The sequence below is a fragment of the Vibrio ponticus genome (assembly GCF_009938225.1).
In the GTDB taxonomy this organism is placed as follows: domain Bacteria; phylum Pseudomonadota; class Gammaproteobacteria; order Enterobacterales; family Vibrionaceae; genus Vibrio; species Vibrio ponticus.
Genome location: NZ_AP019657.1, coordinates 2,614,791 through 2,635,632 on the forward strand (window position 1 = coordinate 2,614,791; position 20,842 = coordinate 2,635,632).

At 45.9% G+C, this 20,842-nt stretch carries 17 protein-coding genes and 4 tRNA genes; 3 read left to right on the forward strand and 18 right to left on the reverse strand.

All coding sequences use genetic code 11. The features are described from left to right. Positions 1-29 precede the first annotated feature (29 nt). From rpoC to GZN30_RS11790, 13 genes are all read right to left on the reverse strand, one after another. The gene (rpoC, locus tag GZN30_RS11730) at positions 30-4,232 is read right to left on the reverse strand and encodes a DNA-directed RNA polymerase subunit beta' (protein WP_075651617.1); all 4,203 of its coding nucleotides are present in this window, start codon (positions 4,230-4,232) and stop codon (positions 30-32) included. A 104-nt stretch (positions 4,233-4,336) separates the two neighbouring features. After that, entirely contained in the window at positions 4,337-8,365 is a 4,029-nt protein-coding gene (gene rpoB / locus GZN30_RS11735) for a DNA-directed RNA polymerase subunit beta (RefSeq protein ID WP_075651615.1), read from the reverse strand. 240 nt (positions 8,366-8,605) lie between these two features. Continuing rightward, on the reverse strand, positions 8,606-8,971 hold the full coding sequence (gene rplL, locus GZN30_RS11740) for a 50S ribosomal protein L7/L12 (protein WP_075651613.1): 366 nt from the start codon (positions 8,969-8,971) through the stop codon (positions 8,606-8,608). Positions 8,972-9,028: 57 nt separating this feature from the next. Further along, positions 9,029-9,523, reverse strand: a complete 495-nt coding sequence (rplJ, locus tag GZN30_RS11745) for a 50S ribosomal protein L10 (RefSeq protein WP_075651611.1) — start codon at positions 9,521-9,523, stop codon at positions 9,029-9,031. 295 nt (positions 9,524-9,818) lie between these two features. Further along, positions 9,819-10,520: a 50S ribosomal protein L1 gene (gene rplA / locus GZN30_RS11750; protein ID WP_075651609.1), complete on the reverse strand. Its 702-nt coding sequence runs from the start codon at positions 10,518-10,520 to the stop codon at positions 9,819-9,821. A gap of 4 nt (positions 10,521-10,524) precedes the next feature. Beyond that, positions 10,525-10,953 (reverse strand): 50S ribosomal protein L11, encoded by a 429-nt coding sequence (gene rplK / locus GZN30_RS11755; RefSeq protein ID WP_075651606.1) that lies wholly within the window; start codon positions 10,951-10,953, stop codon positions 10,525-10,527. Positions 10,954-11,097: 144 nt separating this feature from the next. Next, on the reverse strand, positions 11,098-11,646 hold the full coding sequence (gene nusG, locus GZN30_RS11760; protein ID WP_075651604.1) for a transcription termination/antitermination protein NusG: 549 nt from the start codon (positions 11,644-11,646) through the stop codon (positions 11,098-11,100). Between the two features lie 13 nt (positions 11,647-11,659). Next, complete coding sequence (secE, locus tag GZN30_RS11765; protein WP_075651602.1) at positions 11,660-12,040, reverse strand: preprotein translocase subunit SecE; 381 nt, start codon at positions 12,038-12,040, stop codon at positions 11,660-11,662. Positions 12,041-12,316: 276 nt separating this feature from the next. After that, positions 12,317-13,501 carry an elongation factor Tu gene (gene tuf, locus GZN30_RS11770; RefSeq protein WP_161987050.1) on the reverse strand — a complete coding sequence of 395 codons (1,185 nt, stop codon included), beginning with the start codon at positions 13,499-13,501 and terminating at the stop codon, positions 12,317-12,319. Between the two features lie 102 nt (positions 13,502-13,603). Further along, positions 13,604-13,679: transfer RNA gene (locus GZN30_RS11775), tRNA-Thr, on the reverse strand. 13 nt (positions 13,680-13,692) lie between these two features. Continuing rightward, a tRNA-Gly gene (locus GZN30_RS11780) sits at positions 13,693-13,767 on the reverse strand. 34 nt (positions 13,768-13,801) lie between these two features. Next, a tRNA-Tyr gene (locus tag GZN30_RS11785) sits at positions 13,802-13,886 on the reverse strand. A gap of 47 nt (positions 13,887-13,933) precedes the next feature. Next, positions 13,934-14,009: transfer RNA gene (locus GZN30_RS11790), tRNA-Thr, on the reverse strand. Between the two features lie 208 nt (positions 14,010-14,217). Between GZN30_RS11790 and coaA the strand changes: the two genes are divergently transcribed. Further along, complete coding sequence (gene coaA, locus GZN30_RS11795; RefSeq protein ID WP_075649443.1) at positions 14,218-15,141, forward strand: type I pantothenate kinase; 924 nt, start codon at positions 14,218-14,220, stop codon at positions 15,139-15,141. A gap of 93 nt (positions 15,142-15,234) precedes the next feature. Here coaA and GZN30_RS11800 read toward each other — a convergent pair whose 3' ends face one another. Further along, positions 15,235-15,660 (reverse strand): DUF805 domain-containing protein, encoded by a 426-nt coding sequence (locus tag GZN30_RS11800; protein WP_075649444.1) that lies wholly within the window; start codon positions 15,658-15,660, stop codon positions 15,235-15,237. A 21-nt stretch (positions 15,661-15,681) separates the two neighbouring features. Beyond that, positions 15,682-16,029 carry a 5-carboxymethyl-2-hydroxymuconate Delta-isomerase gene (locus GZN30_RS11805; protein ID WP_075649488.1) on the reverse strand — a complete coding sequence of 116 codons (348 nt, stop codon included), beginning with the start codon at positions 16,027-16,029 and terminating at the stop codon, positions 15,682-15,684. 263 nt (positions 16,030-16,292) lie between these two features. On the opposite strand from GZN30_RS11805, the gene tpiA reads away from it, so the two are divergent. Then, positions 16,293-17,063, forward strand: a complete 771-nt coding sequence (tpiA, locus tag GZN30_RS11810; protein WP_075649445.1) for a triose-phosphate isomerase — start codon at positions 16,293-16,295, stop codon at positions 17,061-17,063. A gap of 162 nt (positions 17,064-17,225) precedes the next feature. Next, positions 17,226-18,572, forward strand: a complete 1,347-nt coding sequence (locus tag GZN30_RS11815) for an MATE family efflux transporter (protein ID WP_075649446.1) — start codon at positions 17,226-17,228, stop codon at positions 18,570-18,572. 60 nt (positions 18,573-18,632) lie between these two features. On the opposite strand, the gene rraA is transcribed toward GZN30_RS11815, so the two are convergent. The 3 genes from rraA to efp all read right to left on the reverse strand — a co-directional run bounded on the left by rraA (position 18,633) and on the right by efp (position 20,820). Next, positions 18,633-19,154 carry a ribonuclease E activity regulator RraA gene (rraA, locus tag GZN30_RS11820; RefSeq protein WP_075649447.1) on the reverse strand — a complete coding sequence of 174 codons (522 nt, stop codon included), beginning with the start codon at positions 19,152-19,154 and terminating at the stop codon, positions 18,633-18,635. Between the two features lie 76 nt (positions 19,155-19,230). Then, complete coding sequence (locus tag GZN30_RS11825; protein WP_075649448.1) at positions 19,231-20,148, reverse strand: 1,4-dihydroxy-2-naphthoate polyprenyltransferase; 918 nt, start codon at positions 20,146-20,148, stop codon at positions 19,231-19,233. A 105-nt stretch (positions 20,149-20,253) separates the two neighbouring features. Beyond that, entirely contained in the window at positions 20,254-20,820 is a 567-nt protein-coding gene (gene efp / locus GZN30_RS11830) for an elongation factor P (protein ID WP_075649449.1), read from the reverse strand. Positions 20,821-20,842: the final 22 nt, after the last annotated feature.

Consider the following 20,842-nt stretch of genomic DNA (forward strand, 5'->3'; position numbering starts at 1 on the left):
CCTTTTATCATTTCTTTATCAGCGACGAATTAGTCTTCTGATGAGAAACCTGCGTTTAGAAGTGCCGCTAGGTTATCAGTTGCTTGTTCAGCTGATGGACCTTCTTGCTCTTCAGCGCGCTTAGCTTGACGCTCTTGGTGGTATGCGAAACCAGTACCCGCTGGGATCAGACGACCCACGATTACGTTTTCTTTCAGACCACGTAGCTCATCACGCTTACCAGAAACCGCAGCTTCTGTTAGTACGCGAGTTGTCTCCTGGAACGATGCCGCAGAGATGAACGACTCAGTCGCTAGAGATGCTTTAGTGATACCTAGAAGGTCACGTTCATAACGTGCAGGCTCTTTGCCTTCAGCTTCTAGATTACGGTTAGCAATCTTAACTTGTGAGTATTCAACTTGCTCGCCAGGTAGGAACTCAGAGTCACCTGCGTGTGTAATAGTACACTTACGTAGCATTTGACGAACGATAGTCTCAATGTGCTTATCGTTAATCTTAACGCCTTGTAGTCGGTAAACTTCTTGTACTTCGTTAGCGATGTATTGAGTTACTGCGTGGATACCACGTAGACGTAGGATGTCATGCGGAGTCTCTGGACCATCTGCAATAACGTCACCACGTTCAACTTTCTCACCTTCGAACACGTTCAATTGACGGTGCTTAGGAATCATCTCTTCGTAAGCTTCACCGCTTTCGCGAGTGATAACTAGACGACGCTTACCTTTGGTCTCTTTACCGAAGCTCACAGTACCTGTGTGCTCAGCAAGAATCGCAGGCTCTTTCGGCTTACGTGCTTCGAATAGGTCAGCTACGCGAGGTAGACCACCCGTGATGTCCTTGTTACCGCCAGATTTCTGAGGAATACGTGCTAGCGTATTACCCACGCCCACTTCTGCACCATCAACGATGTTTACAATCGCTTTACCTGGTAGGAAGTATTGAGCTGGCATATCGGTACCAGGGATCATTACATCGTTGCCTTGCTCGTCAACAAGTTTGATAGCTGGACGCATATCTTTACCTGCTGCTGGACGAGCTGCTGGTTCAGTCACTTCACTTGAAGATAGACCAGTTAGATCATCCGTTTGACGAGAGATAGTCACGCCATCGATCATGTCAACAAACTGTACGCGACCTGCCACTTCAGTGATGATTGGCATAGTGTGCGCTTCCCAGTTCGCTACTGTTTCACCAGCTTCAACGATAGAACCGTCAGCTTTGTTTAGTAGTGTACCGTATGGAAGTTTGTGTTTCTCTTTCGTACGACCGAACTCATCAATGATGGTTAGTTCTGCTGCACGAGAAGTGATTACGATCTTACCGTCGTCTGCTAGTACTGACTTAGCGTTGTTTAGCTTCATCGTACCAGTGTTCTTAACTTGAACGCTGTTCTCTGCTGCTGCTGTCGATGCCGCACCACCGATGTGGAACGTACGCATCGTTAGCTGTGTACCTGGTTCACCGATAGATTGCGCAGCGATTACACCTACTGCTTCACCTTGGTTCACTAGGTGACCACGTGCTAGGTCACGACCGTAACATAGCGCACAACAACCGAAGTCAGAGTCACAAGTAACTACAGAGCGAGCTTTAATGCTGTCTACTGAGTTCTCTTCCATGATCTGACACCACTTCTCATCAATTAGAGTATTACGTGGGATCAGAACTTCTTCTGTACCTGGTTTTAGAACATCTTCAGCAACTACACGACCAAGAGCAAGTTCAGTTAGAGCAACTTTAACATCACCACCCTCGATGTGAGGCATCATGTCAACACCTTCTACAGTGCCACAGTCATGTTCAGTTACAACAACGTCTTGCGCTACGTCTACTAGACGACGAGTTAGGTAACCCGAGTTCGCTGTTTTCAGTGCCGTATCCGCAAGACCCTTACGAGCACCGTGCGTTGAGATAAAGTACTGAAGTACGTTTAGACCTTCTTTAAAGTTCGCAGTGATCGGCGTTTCGATGATCGAACCATCTGGACGAGCCATCAGACCACGCATACCAGCTAGCTGACGAATCTGAGCTGCAGAACCACGAGCACCCGAGTCAGCCATCATGTAGATGCTGTTGAACGACTCTTGTTGCTCTTCTTCACCGTCACGGTTAATAACCGTTTCAGAAGATAGGTTTGACATCATCGCTTTTGCTACGCGATCGTTGGTCGATGCCCAAATATCGATCACTTTGTTGTAGCGTTCGCCCGCTGTTACAAGACCAGATTGGTACTGTTCTTGAATTTCACGTACTTCTTCTTCCGCTGCTGCGATTTCAGTGTACTTAGCCGCAGGAACAACCATGTCGTTGATACCTACAGATACACCAGAAAGTGCCGCGTATGCGAAACCTGTGTACATGATTTGGTCAGCGAAGATTACTGTGTCTTTTAGACCTAGTTTACGGTACGCCTCGTTAAGTAGGCTAGAGATCTGCTTCTTACCTAGTTTTTGGTTAACGATGCTGTACGGTAGACCTGCTGGTACGATTTGCCACAACATTGCACGACCGACAGTTGTATCAACCATCTTCGTTTCAGTTGTGCTGTTGCCGTCTTCATCAACAACAGTTTCAGTAATACGTACTTTAACGCGTGCGTGTAGTTCAGCCGTCTTAGTGCGGTATGCTTTCTCAGCCTCTGCAGGGCCAGAAAGGTACATGCCTTCACCTTTCGCGTTGATCTTTTCACGAGTCATGTAGTACAGACCCAATACAACGTCCTGAGAAGGTACGATGATCGGATCACCTGACGCTGGCGACAGAATGTTGTTTGTCGACATCATCAGTGTACGTGCTTCAAGCTGTGCTTCTAGAGTTAGAGGCACGTGAACCGCCATTTGGTCACCATCGAAGTCCGCGTTGTACGCCGCACAAACAAGTGGGTGTAGCTGTATCGCTTTACCTTCGATTAGTACTGGTTCAAACGCTTGGATACCTAGACGGTGAAGTGTAGGTGCACGGTTTAGTAGTACTGGGTGTTCACGGATTACTTCGTCTAGGATATCCCAAACTACCGCTTCTTCACGCTCTACCATCTTCTTAGCAGCTTTGATTGTAGTCGCAAGACCACGAGTCTCTAGCTTGCTGTAGATAAATGGTTTGAATAGCTCAAGTGCCATCTTCTTAGGAAGACCACACTGGTGCAGACGTAGGTATGGACCAACTGTGATTACAGAACGGCCTGAGTAGTCTACACGTTTACCTAGAAGGTTCTGACGGAAACGACCTTGTTTACCCTTGATCATATCAGCAAGAGATTTCAGAGGACGCTTGTTCGAACCTGTGATCGCACGACCACGACGACCGTTATCTAGTAGCGCATCAACAGACTCTTGCAGCATACGTTTTTCGTTACGTACGATGATATCCGGAGCAGCTAGCTCTAGAAGACGCTTCAAACGGTTGTTACGGTTGATCACACGACGGTATAGGTCGTTCAGATCTGAAGTCGCAAAGCGACCGCCATCTAGTGGTACTAGTGAACGTAGATCTGGCGGAAGAACTGGAAGTACCGTTAGGATCATCCACTCAGGGTTGTTACCTGAAGAGATAAACGCTTCAACCAGTTTCAAACGCTTAGTTAGTTTCTTACGCTTAGTTTCAGAGTTAGTTGTATCTAGCTCTTCGCGCATCTGCTCAACTTCAGCGTGCAGATCCATAGAACCTAGTAGGTCCTTGATCGCTTCTGCACCCATCTTAGCAGTAAACTCATCGCCCCACTCTTCTAGACGATCCAGATACTCTTCTTCAGTCAGCATCTGAGATTTTTCTAGATCAGTCATACCTGGTTCAGTTACTACGTACATTTCGAAGTAAAGAACACGTTCGATATCACGTAGAGGGATATCCATTAGTAGACCGATACGAGACGGTAGTGATTTTAGGAACCAGATGTGAGCAACTGGCGATGCAAGCTCGATGTGGCCCATACGGTCACGACGAACTTTAGTTTGTGTAACTTCAACGCCACACTTCTCACAGATAACACCACGGTGCTTCAAGCGCTTGTATTTGCCACAAAGACATTCGTAGTCTTTAACTGGACCAAAGATACGCGCACAGAACAAACCATCGCGTTCAGGTTTGAACGTACGATAGTTGATCGTTTCAGGTTTTTTAACTTCACCGAAAGACCATGAACGGATCATGTCTGGTGAAGATAGACCGATTTTGATTGCATCAAATTCTTCGGTCTTATGCTGTGCTTTTAGAAAGTTTAATAAGTCTTTCACAATCAGCTCCTGTAAGGAGTTAAAAGGAGCCCACCGTTAAGTGAGCACCTTCTACCTAATAATCGCTTTTACTTCCCCAAGCCTTAGCTTGGGGAGATAAGAGATTACTCTTCGTCTTCTAGCTCGATGTTGATACCTAGCGAGCGAATCTCTTTCAACAGTACGTTGAACGATTCTGGCATGCCAGGTTCCATGCTGTGGTTACCGTCTACGATGTTTTTGTACATCTTAGTACGGCCGTTAACGTCATCCGACTTAACGGTTAGCATTTCTTGTAGCGTGTAAGCAGCACCGTATGCTTCTAGTGCCCATACTTCCATCTCACCGAAACGCTGACCACCGAACTGAGCTTTACCACCAAGTGGTTGCTGAGTTACTAGGCTGTACGAACCAGTTGAACGAGCGTGCATCTTGTCATCAACAAGGTGGTTCAGTTTCAGCATGTACATGTAACCTACAGTTACAGGACGCTCAAACTCATCACCAGTGCGACCATCAAACAGTTTTAGCTGACCAGATGTTGGTAGGTCTGCTAGCTCTAGAAGAGCTTTGATTGATGATTCAGGTGCACCATCGAATACTGGAGTCGCGATTGGTAGACCACCACGTAGGTTGCCAATCAATGTGCGTACTTCAGCATCAGATAGAGAAGCAATGTCTACTTTCTGGCGAGTGTCGCCTAGATCGTAAACTTTTTGCAGGAATTCGCGGAATTTCGCTAGCTCTTGCTGCTCTTTCACCATCTTGTTGATCTTGTCACCGATACCTTTCGCTGCCAGACCTAAGTGTACTTCTAGGATCTGACCGATGTTCATACGCGAAGGTACACCCAGTGGGTTAAGTACGATATCTACTGGCTGACCAGTTTCATCGTATGGCATGTCTTCAACAGGGTTGATCTTAGAGATTACACCCTTGTTACCGTGACGACCCGCCATCTTATCACCAGGCTGGATGCGACGTTTAACCGCTAGGTAAACCTTAACGATCTTCAGTACGCCAGGTGCTAGATCATCACCTTGTGTGATCTTACGACGCTTAGTTTCGAACTTCTTATCGAAGTCAGCACGTAGCTCGTCATACTGCTCTGCTAGTTGCTCAAGCTGAGTCTGTAGAGCATCATCTTCAAGCGTTAGCTCTAGCCACTTCTTACGATCAGTCGTGTCTAGTTTCGCTTCAGCGTAACCACCTTCGATCAATACAGCGCGAACACGGTTTAGAAGGCCACCCTCAAGAATCTGGAATTCTTCAGTTAGGTCTTTCTTCGCTTCTTTCAGCTGCATCTGTTCAATTTCAAGTGCACGTTTGTCTTTTTCAACACCGTCACGAGTAAATACTTGAACGTCGATGATAGTACCTGAAACAGAGTTTGGTACGCGTAGAGACGTGTCTTTAACGTCTGACGCTTTCTCACCGAAGATAGCGCGTAGTAGCTTCTCTTCAGGAGTTAGCTGAGTTTCACCTTTAGGCGTTACTTTACCTACAAGGATGTCACCGCCTTTCACTTCCGCACCGATGTAAACGATACCTGACTCATCTAGTTTAGATAGAGCAGACTCACCTACGTTTGGAATGTCAGCTGTGATCTCTTCAGCACCAAGCTTAGTATCACGTGCCACACAAGATAGTTCTTGAATGTGGATTGTCGTGAAGCGGTCTTCTTGAACTACGCGCTCAGATACTAAGATCGAGTCTTCGAAGTTGTAACCGTTCCAAGGCATGAACGCGATACGCATGTTCTGACCAAGTGCTAGTTCACCAAGGTCTGTTGAAGGACCATCAGCTAGAACGTCGCCACGAGCCACTGGTTCACCTGGCATCACACATGGACGCTGGTTGATACAAGTGTTCTGGTTAGAACGAGTGTATTTAGTTAGGTTGTAGATATCGATACCCGCTTCGCCAGGGATCAATTCTTCTTCGTTCACTTTAACAACGATACGAGAAGCATCTACAGACTGGATTACACCACCACGTTTCGCTACTGCAGTTACACCTGAGTCAACAGCGATGTTACGTTCGATACCAGTACCTACTAGAGGTTTGTCAGCTTTCAGTGTTGGAACTGCCTGACGTTGCATGTTCGCACCCATTAGGGCACGGTTCGCATCATCGTGTTCTAGGAACGGGATTAGCGAGGCTGCAATTGATACTACCTGGTTCGTCGCAACGTCCATGTACTGAGCGTGCTCACGAGGGTGAAGACCAGATTCACCTTTTTGACGAGCTGTGATCAGCTCTTCTGCAAATGTACCGTCTTCAGTCAGAACCGTGTTCGCCTGAGCGATTACGAATTGACCTTCTTCGATTGCAGATAGGTAATCTACTTCGTCTGTTACTACGCCATCTACAACGCGACGGTATGGAGTCTCTAGGAAACCGTACTCGTTACAACGCGCAAACGCAGATAGAGAGTTGATCAGACCGATGTTTGGACCTTCTGGCGTTTCGATCGGACATAGACGACCGTAGTGAGTTACGTGTACGTCACGTACTTCGAAGCCAGCGCGTTCACGAGTTAGACCGCCAGGACCCAATGCAGAGATACGACGTTTGTGCGTAACTTCTGATAACGGGTTGTTTTGGTCCATGAACTGTGAAAGCTGTGAAGAGCCAAAGAATTCTTTAACCGCTGCTGAAATAGGCTTAGCGTTGATTAGATCTTGAGGCATGATTGCATCAAGGTCACCAAGGCTTAGGCGCTCTTTCACTGCACGTTCAACACGTACAAGACCAACGCGGAATTGGTTTTCAGCCATTTCACCAACAGAACGGATACGACGGTTACCTAGGTGGTCGATATCATCGACTTCACCGATACCGTTACGGATCGCGATCAGTTTCTTCATCACTTCGATGATGTCTTGCTCATCTAGTGTGCCTTGCTCTTCTGCGTCAGTACGAGCAATCGAGCTGTTGAACTTCATACGACCAACAGTTGATAGATCGTAGCGCTCTTCAGAGAAGAATAGGCTTTCGAATAGAGCTTCTGCAGCTTCTTTCGTTGGTGGCTCGCCAGGGCGCATCATGCGGTAGATTTCTACCAGTGCAGAAATACGATCAACAGTGCTGTCGATGCGCAGTGTTTCTGACATGAATGGGCCGTGGTCTAGATCGTTCGTAAATAGAACTTCTAGAGCTTTGTGACCAGCTTGAGATAGGTTAGCTAGTGCTTCCAAGCTAATTTCTTGGTTTGCACCAACGATGATCTCGCCAGTCGCTTCATTGATGTAATCTTTCGATGCAACTTTACCAACGATGTACTCTACTGGTACTTCGATGTGGTCAACGCCATCTTTTTCAAGCTGACGAATGTGACGCGCAGTTACACGACGACCTTGCTCAATGTAAACTTTGCCGTTTGCTTCGATATCAAAAGAAGCAGTCTCACCACGTAGACGATCAGGGATCAACTCCATCATTAGAGTTTGATCTTTCACTTGGAAGTTCACTTTCTCGAAGAATAGATCAAGGATCTCTTCGGTAGTCTTACCAAGTGCACGTAGGATGATTGACGCAGGCAGTTTACGACGACGGTCGATACGTACGTACAGGTTGTCCTTAGGATCGAACTCAAAGTCTAACCATGAGCCACGGTAAGGAATGATACGTGCGTTGTATAGAACTTTACCTGATGAGTGGGTCTTACCTTTATCGCTGTCGAAGAAAACGCCAGGGCTTCTGTGCAGCTGGGATACGATAACCCTCTCGGTACCATTAATTACGAAGGTACCATTGTCTGTCATAAGCGGAATTTCGCCCATGTAGACTTCTTGTTCTTTGATGTCTTTAACGGTGCCTGCTGGCGCGTCTTTATCAAAAATTACTAGACGTAGTTTTACGCGTAGTGGCTTTGAGTACGTTACGCCACGGATTTGACATTCTTTAACATCAAATACTGGCTCACCAAGACGGTAGCTAACGTATTGCAGCTCAGAGTTGCCGTTGTAGCTCTGGATTGGGAATACAGAACGGAAAGCAGCCTCAAGACCGTATTGTCCCTCAGGATCCTGTTCGATAAATTTTTCGAACGAATCGAGCTGGATCGATAGCAGGTATGGAATGTCCAAAACTTGTGGACGAGTACCAAAGTCCTTACGGATGCGCTTTTTCTCGGTATAAGAGTAAACCATGGGGTTCCTCAGCTCGCTGATAAGTGACCCAAACTGTCCGCCTTTCATCTAGTTTGATGGGGAGGGACAGTGACTAACAACTGTTTACTGTAGGACATGTTATTCTGATCGAATACATGTTTTTTGCTCAGGTAAAGGTGCTTAAACAGCGGGAAAATTCACCTATACCCTACAGCGCAAAAAGGCCGGTGGTCATAAAACCACCAGCCATAGCCTGTCGGCTAAGAAATTAAGTAATAATTACTTAACTTCAACAGCAGCGCCAGCTTCTTCTAGCTGAGCTTTAAGTGCGTCAGCTTCAGCTTTGTCAACACCTTCTTTAAGTGCTGCAGGAGCGCCGTCTACTAGAGCTTTAGCTTCTTTAAGGCCTAGACCTGTAGCGCCACGTACTGCTTTGATAACAGCAACTTTGTTAGCGCCAGCAGAAGTTAGGATTACGTCGAATTCAGTTTGCTCAGCAGCAGCTTCAGTAGCAGCACCACCAGCAACTACAGCAGCAGCTGCAGTAACACCGAATTTCTCTTCCATAGCTTCGATTAGTTCAACAACTTGCATTACAGACATTTCTGCAACTGCGTCTAGGATTTGCTCGTTAGTAATAGACATAACAATTCTCTTTTAAGTCAACAATAAGTTTATTAAGCAACCAGTAAAAAGCAAGGCTTATGCCGCTGCTTCTTCTTTTTGGTCGCGGATAGCAGCGATAGTACGTACCAGCTTGCCAGCAGAAGCTTCTTTCATGCACATCATTAGGCGTGCAATCGCTTCGTCGTAAGTTGGTAGTGTCGCTAGTACTTCAGCGTCAGTTAGAGCGCCTTCAAATGCAGCAGCTTTGATCTCGAAATCTTTGTTCTCTTTAGCGAAGTCTTTGAAAAGACGCGCTGCAGCACCTGGGTGCTCGTTAGAGAACGCGATTAGAGAAGGACCAGTGAAAGTGTCAGTTAGACACTCGTACTGTGTACCTTCAACTGCACGACGTGCTAGAGTGTTACGAACAACTCGTAGGTAAACGCCAGCTTCACGAGCTTGTTTACGTAGAGCAGTCATCTCACCCACAGCTACACCGCGAGAATCAGCTACAACTGCAGAAAGTGCACCACTGGCAGCTTCGTTGACTTCAGCAACAATTGCTTTTTTGTCTAGAAGGTTTAAAGCCATCTTGGATTTACTCCTGGTTGTTATTACACCACTCACTATTATCACAACAGTGAGAGCTATTTAGGTGCTTCCCAGAAGAAAGGTAACTATTTACATAGAGCTTTCTGTCAGTTCGGGCACCATCTACGTAGGATGATTAAGTCAGGCTTTGTAAACAAAGCTCAACACCTACGGTCTTGGACGGAGACTGGGTCATAATTCAGTTAAACTCGAGAGTTTAACGAACCAAAGTTCAGCCCCAACCACAAATATTAGGCGCAGAATTATACACTAATTTTGCACCTAATCAAATGAATTAAGCTTGAGTGTTCAGGCTAGCCTGATCAACTGCAACGCCAGCACCCATTGTAGTAGAAATGCTAACTTTCTTCAGGAAAGTACCTTTCGCTGAAGATGGCTTAGCTTTCTTAAGAGCCACTAGAAGTGCTTCTAGGTTCTCTTGCAATTGTTCTGCGCCGAAAGACACTTTACCAATTGTTGTATGGATGATGCCGTTTTTGTCGTTACGGTAACGAACCTGACCAGCTTTAGCGTTCTTAACCGCTTCAGCAACGTTAGGAGTTACAGTACCAACTTTAGGGTTTGGCATAAGACCACGAGGACCTAGGATAGTACCTAGTTGACCTACAACGCGCATTGCATCTGGAGAAGCAACAACTACGTCGAAGTTCATTTCGCCCTTCTTAACTAGCTCAGCTAGGTCTTCCATACCCACTAGGTCAGCGCCAGCTTCTTTAGCAGCTTCAGCGTTTGCACCTTGAGTGAATACAGCAACGCGGATATCACGACCAGTACCGTGTGGTAGTACAGTTGCACCACGTACGTTTTGGTCAGATTTACGAGCGTCGATACCTAGGTTAACAGCAACGTCTACAGACTCAACGAATTTAGCAGTTGCTAGTTCTTTTAGAAGAGCTACAGCTTCGTTGATTTCGTATTCTTTAGTTACGTCAACTTTTTCGCGGATTACGCGCATGCGCTTAGTAAGTTTTGCCATGTTCTTAACCCTCTACCACTAGGCCCATTGAACGAGCAGTACCCGCAATAGAGCGCTTCATCGCTTCAATGTCAGCACCAGTCATGTCGCCAGCTTTAGTTTCAGCGATTTCTTGGATTTGAGCTTCAGTTACAGTACCCACTTTTTCAGTGTTTGGACGGCCTGAACCAGACTTAAGACCAGCAGCTTTCAGAAGAAGAGTAGCAGCAGGTGGAGTCTTAGTGATGAATGTGAAAGAACGGTCGTTGTAAACAGTGATTACAACTGGTGTTGGTAGACCTTTCTCCATAGATTCTGTTTTTGCGTTGAACGCTTTACAGAATTCCATGATGTTAACACCGTGTTGACCTAGTGCAGGACCAACTGGTGGACTTGGGTTCGCCATACCAGCTGCAACTTGTAGCTTGATGTAAGCTTCAACTTTCTTAGCCATGATAATTCCTAAATTTGGGTTCTAGCGCTAATCCACTGATCAGCTCCCCGGTTATTACAAAACTCTTTACTTCAGGGAGAAGTAAAAAGGCGCGAAATTATAGTCATAATCCGCGCCTTTAACAAGCCTTTATAAGGTGTTTTTTTAATCAAGTTTTTCCACTTGACCAAATTCAAGCTCAACTGGTGTCGCACGACCAAAGATCGATACAGACACTTTCATGCGGCTCTTCTCGTAATCCACTTCTTCAACCGTACCGTTGAAGTCAGCAAATGGACCGTCAGTAACGCGTACCACTTCACCCGCTTCGTACATAGTACGTGGACGTGGAGCTTCACTCGCTTTCTCAAGACGGTTAAGAATCGCGTCAGCTTCCTTATCAGTGATAGGAGCTGGACGATCAGAGGTACCACCAATGAAGCCCATGACACGCGGAACACTGCGCACTAAGTGCCATGATTCATCGTTCATGATCATCTGAACAAGGACGTAACCTGGGAAGAACTTACGCTCTGACTTACGACGTTGTCCAGCGCGGATTTCCACTACTTCTTCAGTAGGGACAAGTACTTCACCGAATAGCTCTTCCATAGCATGCATTTTGATATGCTCACGTAGAGACTGAGCTACACGACCTTCAAATCCAGAAAAGGCTTGAACTACATACCAGCGTTTTTTAGGAGCTTCACTCATGTAAATAAACCCTCTATACCCCAGTTACTAGAGCTACCAAACGAACCATAATGCCGTCGATACCCCATAGCGCTAGAGCCATTACAATACTTACAGCTAGAACGATCAGCGTCGTTTGCAAAGTTTCTTGACGCGTTGGCCATACCACTTTGCGCACTTCCATGCGAGATTCTTTCGCAAATGCGATCGCAGCTTTACCCTTAGTTGTTGTAGCAGCAACACCAAGTGCAGCAGCAATTAGAACAACAACACCTGCAGCGCGAACCACTACAGACATATCACCATACAGGTAATTACCCACAACAGCGGCAGTTAGCAGAACAAAAGTGATAATCCACTTAAAGATATCTGCGCCATTTGAGCTTTCAGGAGTTTCAGCATTATTTGCTTTCATAAAACCAACCTGTCACAAGTCTTAATATAGACGACAACAACCCCGCTGTTGCAGGGCAAATCCATGAAACGGCAATTTAAAATCAATTGACGTACTCTTTTCTTTCACCGAGAACAAAATCCCCAGCAAAAAAATCCTGCTTAACATCTGCTTGGACAAGAAATCAGCAAACATTATGTCTTGTGCAGAAAAAGGGCATCAAATGATGCCCTTTTTGCTACTGGTTCGTCAAATCTTATTCAAAAGATTTTCCGAAGACTTCGTTAATTCTATGAATTATTCGAAGATCTTAGCAACAACACCAGCACCTACTGTACGGCCGCCTTCACGGATCGCAAAACGTAGACCTTCGTCCATTGCGATTGGTGCGATTAGCTCAACAGTCATTTGGATGTTGTCGCCTGGCATTACCATTTCTACGCCTTCTGGTAGAGAGATATCACCAGTTACGTCAGTTGTACGGAAGTAGAACTGTGGACGGTAGCCTTTGAAGAATGGAGTGTGACGACCACCTTCATCTTTAGATAGTACGTATACTTCTGACTCGAACTTAGTGTGTGGAGTGATTGAACCAGGCTTAGCTAGTACTTGACCACGTTCAACGTCATCACGCTTAGTACCACGTAGAAGTGCACCAACGTTCTCACCAGCACGACCTTCGTCAAGAAGCTTACGGAACATCTCAACACCAGTACAAGTAGTAGTTGTTGTATCTTTGATACCAACGATTGCTACTTCGTCACCTACGTTTAGGATACCGCGCTCGATACGACCAGTTACTACTGTACCACGACCTTGGATTGAGAATACGTCTTCGATTGGCATTAGGAATGGCATATCGATTGCACGCTCAGGTTCTGGGATGTAAGAATCTAGTGCTTCAGCTAGTTCGATGATCTTAGCTTCCCACTGCTCTTCGCCGTTTAGTGCGCCTAGTGCAGAACCTTGGATAACTGGTAGGTCATCACCTGGGAAGTCGTATTCAGATAGAAGTTCACGAACTTCCATTTCTACTAGCTCTAGTAGCTCTTCGTCATCAACCATGTCACATTTGTTCATGAATACGATGATGTAAGGGATACCAACCTGACGGCCTAGTAGGATGTGCTCACGAGTTTGTGGCATTGGACCATCAGTCGCAGCAACTACAAGGATACCACCGTCCATCTGTGCAGCACCAGTGATCATGTTTTTAACATAGTCAGCGTGTCCTGGACAGTCTACGTGTGCGTAGTGACGAGTTGGAGTGTCGTACTCTACGTGTGAAGTAGAGATTGTGATACCGCGCTCACGCTCTTCTGGAGCGTTATCGATAGATGCGAAGTCACGAGCAGCACCGCCGTAAACTTTTGCAAGAGTAGTACAGATAGCTGCAGTTAGAGTTGTTTTACCGTGGTCAACGTGGCCGATAGTACCAACGTTTACGTGCGGTTTTACACGTTCAAATTTTTCTTTAGACATGAGTTGTCCCTCTAGGTACGGATTTAAGTGGCGCGAATGACCACGTAACCAAACTTATTGGTGATAAAGTATATATCAAAAGGAAAATTTTGCTTTGAGAGCTGGTGCTGATACCCAGAGTCGAACTGGGGACCTCATCCTTACCAAGGATGCGCTCTACCGCCTGAGCTATATCAGCAACAAAATGTGATTGGAGCGGGCAGCGGGAATCGAACCCGCATCATCAGCTTGGAAGGCTGAGGTAATAGCCATTATACGATGCCCGCACACGTAACTCTTCGAGCTATTTCCTAAAGAATATGGTGGAGGGGGACGGATTCGAACCATCGAAGGCAGTGCCGGCAGATTTACAGTCTGCTCCCTTTGGCCACTCGGGAACCCCTCCAAATTTTTCAACCATTCACTCTACCCTGCTCCTAGAACAGGAGGGAATGGTGCCGACTACCGGAATCGAACTGGTGACCTACTGATTACAAGTCAGTTGCTCTACCTACTGAGCTAAGTCGGCATAAGTGGTGCGCATTCTATTGAATGATTTTCTAGCTTGCAATAGCAAAATCAAAAAAAGTATTTTTTTTGCCAAGATTCCGTTCATTTGCTGAAATTTCGCACAGTTTTATCGATAAAATAATGAATCTGACTCGCTAGTGATTTGCTTTCTGATGCGCATGATGTATTTTCGCAACTTCTAAGCGATAAAAACAGTTAGGACAACTATGACGCCATACCTCTCTTTTAATCGGCAACAATGGGCTGAACTGCGCAATTCAGTACCGATGACTTTGTCCGAAGCAGACTTAAAAGAGCTGCAAGGGGTCAATGAAAACCTAACCATGGAAGAGTCGGTTGAGATCTACCTACCACTCGCCCGCTTACTCAATCTGTATATTGCTGCGCGTAAAAATCGCAATTCGGTATTGCAAAATTTTCTTGGCGCTACCAATGCAGCTCCCCCTTTTATTATTGGTATTGCAGGCAGTGTCGCAGTCGGTAAAAGCACCACCGCTCGTTTGCTTCAAGCGCTCCTTGCTCGTTGGCAAGACCACCCTAAAGTGGCGTTAGTGACCACCGATGGCTTTCTCTATCCGAAGAAGGTACTTGATGAGCGCGGCATTATGCATCGTAAGGGCTTCCCTGAATCTTACGACATTAAACGCTTAGTCGAGTTTGTCTCTGACATCAAAGCTGGTAAACCAGAACTTCAAGTTCCGGTCTATTCGCATATTACCTATGACATCACCGATGAGCTTAAAACGGTAGACCGACCAGACGTATTAATCATTGAAGGTCTCAACGTACTGCAAAGTGGTATGGATTACCCACACGATCCCCATCGAGTATTTGTCTCCGATTTTCTCGATTTCACTATCTACGTTGATGCTGAAACGGATGTGATAGAGAGCTGGTATGTGGAACGCTTCTTGAAATTTCGTCAAGGTGCGTTTACCAAGCCTGGTTCTTACTTTAGTCACTACACTCAATTGAGCGAACAAGAAGCGATTGATAAAGCACGCGCCATTTGGCGCAGCATCAATGGGATCAATTTAGAAGAGAATATTTTGCCAACCAAAGGGCGAGCGCAGCTCGTTTTGAAAAAAGGCTCGCATCACTTAGTTGAAAAGATTTTACTGCGTAAGTAGAAACGTAACACTTTCAGTTTCACTTTCAGTTCCGATAACAAAAGAGCAAGCCAATGGCTTGCTCTTTTGTTTATCTCATCACGCTCATTCCGCTTAAACTGGTTCACGTCCAAATTGGTTTTCACCCGCTTGACCTTTAAGGAAACCACATTCAATCAGAATCCATGCACCACACACCAAGGCTGCTAATGAGATCAGCATCTGTAACGTCGAAGTTTCAACAGGCACACCGGGATCAGCAGCCGGTACTGCCATACGTCCAATGATAAGTGGAATATTAAGCAATAACCACCAGCTCGATTTGCCACGGTCATGCCAACGCTTAGCGGTGATCGCTAAATCTGGAATCAACACCACAATCAAAAACACCGGTAAAATCAAATGCGCCAGTGCGGGGAATAAGGCGTTTAAACCTATACCAAAACCCACAATTAATAAGTAATAGAAAATATTCCAAGTCCAGTAGACTTTACGTCCAATGCGACCTTGAAAAGAAAATAGTAGTTCTTTTATCGACATCTTACACACCTAATAAATGGGCTAATTCACCACTTTTTGAAAACATTCTCGGTCCATATCACGAATGTCAATGGTGAGGCTATGCACGTGACTCGCCTGCTCTTGCAGCACGAGCATAAGCATCCGCGATAACTCCCGCTTTTGCTCTGCGCTACGACCATCTAACAAATCAAACGTAACATGGATAAAGTCTACACTATCCGCGTGTTCTCCGATCAACCAATCGTGATAGCGATGCGCGCGCGATTTGAGTGAGGGCGCATCAAACAGACCAGATTGTATCGCAACGTGATGTAAATCTTCCAATAATCGTTGGATGTTGACGCGCTCTTCGACTGAGTTTGAATATTCCATAACAAGATGTGGCATAGATGTCCCTATTGCGTTGTTGATCCCTTCTGACCTCGCACTAATACCAATTTCATCAGCAGATGCCGAGCCAATTGCTATCATTCTGTCTAGGAGATCACTGATACAAGCCCAAAGCCCCTCATCTAAAGACGTTTGTATCAAAGCGAAAGAAAGTTCCTAAATAAGAAATGATACGGGTCATGATCTACAAGATTTATTCTGTTATATTCTTACGTAGATTTTTTACATTAACGCTTTAATTTAAATATGGAGATATTCCTATGCGTCGTCCTGTAGTGATGGGTAACTGGAAACTTAATGGCAGCAAAGCAATGGTTAAAGAGCTGCTAACTGGTCTTAACGCTGAACTTCAAGGCGTTGAAGGTGTAGACGTGGCAGTTGCTCCACCAGCACTTTACATCGACCTAGCTGAGCGCGTGATCGCAGAAGGCGAAAGCAAAATCATCCTTGGTGCACAAAACACTGACCTAAACAACAGCGGTGCATTCACTGGCGACATGTCTCCAGAAATGCTAAAAGATTTCGGTGCAACTCACATCATCATCGGTCACTCTGAGCGTCGTGAATACCACAACGAATCTGACGAGTTCATCGCGAAGAAATTCAACTTCCTAAAAGAAAATGGTCTAACTCCAGTTTTCTGTATCGGTGAATCTGAAGCTCAAAACGAAGCGGGCGAAACTGAAGCAGTATGTGCACGTCAAATCAACGCAGTTATCGACGCATACGGTGTTGAAGCTCTAAACGGCGCAATCATCGCTTACGAACCAATCTGGGCAATCGGTACTGGTAAAGCAGCAACTGCTGAAGATGCACAGCGCATCCACGCATCTATTCGTGCTCTAATCGCAGCGAAAGACGAAGCAGTAGCAGAACAAGTAATCATTCAATACGGCGGCTCTGTTAAACCAGAAAACGCTGAAGCTTACTTCTCACAACCAGACATCGATGGTGCTCTAGTTGGTGGTGCTTCTCTAGACGCTAAGAGCTTCGCAGCGATCGCTAAAGCGGCAGCAGCAGCGAAAGCTTAATTTTCGATTTCATTGTCGAAATAGATTCAAAGGTCAGCTTCGGCTGGCCTTTTTGCTACCCACCTAAGTAACAATTATAGTTTGCGGCAAATTCACACCTTTGCCCTATCACCCACGCGGTGAATCAAGTATTCTACGCTTTTCCCCAAGTTCGACTACTTTATGCACGATAAACACGGTCTACTGACTGGCTCCATACCTAAAGTGCTGCGGCAAATGACCATCCCAATGACGATGGGCATGATCGCCATATTAATGTTTAACCTAGTCGATACCTTTTTTATCTCGCTATTGGGTACTCAAGCCCTAGCCGCCGTCAGTTATACCTTCCCAGTTACGTTTACCGTCAACTGCATCACTATGGGCATCGGCGTTGGGCTCTCCACCAACATTGGTCGTTTGTTGGGGCAAGGTCATGCTCAAGACGCAGCCCGTTTTACCACCCACGGTCTGCTGCTTGCGGTCGTCTTAGTCACTCTCGCCTCGACTTTAGGTTTGCTAACCATCGAGCCGCTCTTCCTTGCGCTGGGTGCCGAAGCCAAACTGATCCCGCTGATTGAGCAGTATATGGCGATTTGGTACTTCTCGATCCCATTGTTAGTGATTCCCATGGCAGGCAACAGTGCCATTCGTTCGACTGGAGATACCAAAACACCCGCGAAAATGATGATGCTGGCTGGGCTGATTAACGGTGTGCTCGATCCATTATTGATATTTGGCTACGGTCCGTTCCCTGAACTTGGTATTCAAGGCGCTGCGATTGCCAGCGCTGTCAGTTGGTTAGGAGCTTTAGTGGGTTCTTTGTATGTACTGATCAAGCGTGAAAAGTTGCTGGCTTTACCCAACTTCAACTATCTGGTTGAAGACTGTCGAATGATCTTAAAAATTGGTACGCCAGCAGCCCTGTCAAACGCCATGTCTCCACTATCGGGAGCACTGCTGATGATGATCTTATCGACGCACGGTACATCGGTCGTTGCCGCTTACGGCGCAGCGCAACGCATCGAGTCAATTTTGATTCTAGTCTTAATGTCCCTAACCTCAGCATTAACCCCATTTATGGCACAAAACTTTGGCGCAGATAATCCACAGCGCAGCTTTGCCGGGCTCTTTCTCAGTATGCGCTTCGCGATTGGTTTCCAGTTGGTCGTCTTCATCATGATGGTACCGCTCAGCATTCCATTGTCAGCGATGTTCTCGCAAGAGCAAGCCGTACAAAACCAACTGTGGCATTATCTCATTGTGGTGCCGTTTAGCTATGGCTTCCAAGGGATCATGATGATGCTAGTTTCCGGTCTCAACGCGATGCATCAACCGATTAAAGCCTTCCAATGGAGTGCAATGCGTTTGTTCCTATTTACACTCCCGCTCGCTTGGATTGGTGGGGTTTACTATAGCGTCGAAGGCGTATTCTTTGGTATTGCGTTGGGTAACATCCTCGGCGGAAGCTTAAGTTACCTCTATGCAGTTAGACTGCGAGAGCAATATCGTCACCTCTCGGCAGAATGAGCGCTCAAATCAGCCGCCCATGATGCAAAAAAGCCAGCTTAGTCAGCTGGCTTTTTACATTTAGACGTCTTCGTCATCAACCTCATCGTCTAGTTCGAGGTCAATATTGAGAGGTTCCTGAGAGAGAATGACACCAGTGTTATCGGCATAGAGGTAATCTTCTGGGATAAACGTCACGCCACCGAAGTTAACCGGTACATCAATTTCCCCTTCACCTTTGTTAGTTGCTCCCACTGGGATAGAAGCCAAAGCTTGAATGCCAATGCTCATGTCTTCCAGTTCATCGACTTCGCGCACACAACCGTACACGACAATACCTTCCCACTCGTTCTCTTCAGCCAGTGCCGCGATCTCCGCATCAACTAAAGCTCGACGCAAAGAACCGCCACCATCGACCAGTAAGACTCGACCAACACCATCTTGCTCTAGAATATCGCGGATAATGCCGTTGTCCTCAAAACACTTAATCGTAGTGATTTGACCGGCAAACGACGCACTACCGCCAAAGTTACTAAACATAGGTTCTACCACATCCACTTGATCCAAGTAGATATCGCATAATGCAGAAGTATTGTATTCCATAGCCTTTCTTCTCATAGCATTGGTCATATAAATCGAGTATATCCAGTCACTTTATCATTGCAACGACAAGCTGAAATTAACTCACCAGAGTTTGAGCTATAACCACCCCTGCAAACAGCAAGTTGGTTACTAAAGAGCACTTAACCACAACCGGCATCATAGGTGCAATTTGCGCTGGCTGCTCCGCGAGCCATACCGCTTTACCATGTTTAAAGGTCACCATCAGGCTCAATAAAAATGGCAACATTACCCACACAGGAGAAGGTTGCAGCAATAGATAAGCGATAAACGCCGCTACCGCACCACCCAACAGTACAAAGTGATACTGCTTCGCGCGCTTTTGTCCAAGACGAACAGCCACTGTGCGTTTGCCACAGCGCTCATCATTTTCAATATCACGCATATTGTTGATGTTCAGTACGGCTACAGCTAAAAGTCCACAACCTACCGCTGGTAAAGCCAGTGACAGGTCGACAATGCCAGTATGCAAAAAGTACGTTCCAGCAACACCGAGAAGACCGAAGAAGATAAATACCGAAATATCACCTAAGCCAACATAGCCATAGGGTTTGTTTCCCACGGTATAAGCAATTGCAGCGCCTATCGCCAATAAGCCAAGCCCAATAAACGCTAAGATGCTTTCCCAGCTATTGAGCGCATGCAGCACCAATACCAGACCAGCAATCATAGTCAGAATGACATTGACGATAATGGCTTGTTTCATGGTTTTAGGCGTTACCGCGCCCGATTGGATTGCCCTTGTTGGACCTAAGCGTACTTCGTTGTCGGTTCCCTTGACTGCATCTCCATAATCATTGGCCAGATTCGATAGGATCTGTAACAAAGTCGCAGTAACAAATGCCAATACCGCAACGGAGAGTGAAAAATGGTGGCTCGAGAACGCCAAAACACTGCCGGTCAAAATAGAGACCAGCGCCAAAGGCAAAGTTTTTGGTCGAGCGGCATCAAGCCATATTTGCAGCGTCTGTTTCATACTCGTCAGTTTAGTGAGTTATCCAATAATAGGAATTGTGTCATATCAAAGTTAGCAGAAAAATAAAAAGGCCACCGAAGTGACCTTTTATAAATTTCGCATAGATTATTTTACGCGGCTTACGTATTCTGCTGAACGAGTGTCAACGCGGATTACTTCACCGATAGCGATAAATAGTGGAACACGTACCACTGCACCAGTAGACAGTGTTGCTGGCTTACCACCAGTACCTTGAGTGTCGCCTTTTAGACCTGGGTCTGTTTCAACAACTTCAAGCTCAACGAAGTTTGGTGGAGTAACAGCGATTGGGTTACCGTTCCAAAGTGTTAGCATACAAGTGTTGTTTTCTACTAGCCACTTAGCGTTCTCACCAACTGCTTTCATGTCTGCAGCGATTTGTTCGAACGTTTCGTTGTTCATAAAGTGGTAGAATTCGCCATCGTTGTATAGGTAATCTAGATCGATATCCATTACGTCAGCCACTTCAACAGTGTCGCCAGACTTGAATGTTTTCTCTAGAACTTTACCTGAAAGCAACTTACGGATTTTAACGCGGTTGAATGCTTGACCTTTACCTGGTTTTACATACTCGTTTTCGAGAATGACACAAGGCTCGTTATCAAGCATAATTTTAAGACCGCCTTTGAATTCATTCGTGCTAACAGTAGCCATTTTTTCCTCTTACCATTCTTCG

What these genes read in the sequence shown, in the direction of transcription:
- nusG (WP_075651604.1), bottom strand. Translation starts at nt 11,646, where the DNA reads ATGAGTGAAGCTCCTAAAAAACGCTGGTATGTAGTTCAAGCCTTTTCT.
- rplJ (WP_075651611.1), bottom strand. Translation starts at nt 9,523, where the DNA reads ATGGCTTTAAACCTTCTAGACAAAAAAGCAATTGTTGCTGAAGTCAAC.
- rpoB (WP_075651615.1), bottom strand. Translation starts at nt 8,365, where the DNA reads ATGGTTTACTCTTATACCGAGAAAAAGCGCATCCGTAAGGACTTTGGT.
- tpiA (WP_075649445.1), top strand. Translation starts at nt 16,293, where the DNA reads ATGCGTCGTCCTGTAGTGATGGGTAACTGGAAACTTAATGGCAGCAAA.
- rplL (WP_075651613.1), bottom strand. Translation starts at nt 8,971, where the DNA reads ATGTCTATTACTAACGAGCAAATCCTAGACGCAGTTGCAGAAATGTCT.
- GZN30_RS11805 (WP_075649488.1), bottom strand. Translation starts at nt 16,029, where the DNA reads ATGCCACATCTTGTTATGGAATATTCAAACTCAGTCGAAGAGCGCGTC.
- GZN30_RS11825 (WP_075649448.1), bottom strand. Translation starts at nt 20,148, where the DNA reads ATGAAACAGACGCTGCAAATATGGCTTGATGCCGCTCGACCAAAAACT.
- efp (WP_075649449.1), bottom strand. Translation starts at nt 20,820, where the DNA reads ATGGCTACTGTTAGCACGAATGAATTCAAAGGCGGTCTTAAAATTATG.
- GZN30_RS11815 (WP_075649446.1), top strand. Translation starts at nt 17,226, where the DNA reads ATGCACGATAAACACGGTCTACTGACTGGCTCCATACCTAAAGTGCTG.
- GZN30_RS11800 (WP_075649444.1), bottom strand. Translation starts at nt 15,660, where the DNA reads ATGTCGATAAAAGAACTACTATTTTCTTTTCAAGGTCGCATTGGACGT.
- rplK (WP_075651606.1), bottom strand. Translation starts at nt 10,953, where the DNA reads ATGGCTAAGAAAGTTGAAGCTTACATCAAGCTACAAGTTGCAGCTGGT.
- rplA (WP_075651609.1), bottom strand. Translation starts at nt 10,520, where the DNA reads ATGGCAAAACTTACTAAGCGCATGCGCGTAATCCGCGAAAAAGTTGAC.
- secE (WP_075651602.1), bottom strand. Translation starts at nt 12,040, where the DNA reads ATGAAAGCAAATAATGCTGAAACTCCTGAAAGCTCAAATGGCGCAGAT.
- coaA (WP_075649443.1), top strand. Translation starts at nt 14,218, where the DNA reads ATGACGCCATACCTCTCTTTTAATCGGCAACAATGGGCTGAACTGCGC.
- rraA (WP_075649447.1), bottom strand. Translation starts at nt 19,154, where the DNA reads ATGGAATACAATACTTCTGCATTATGCGATATCTACTTGGATCAAGTG.
- tuf (WP_161987050.1), bottom strand. Translation starts at nt 13,501, where the DNA reads ATGTCTAAAGAAAAATTTGAACGTGTAAAACCGCACGTAAACGTTGGT.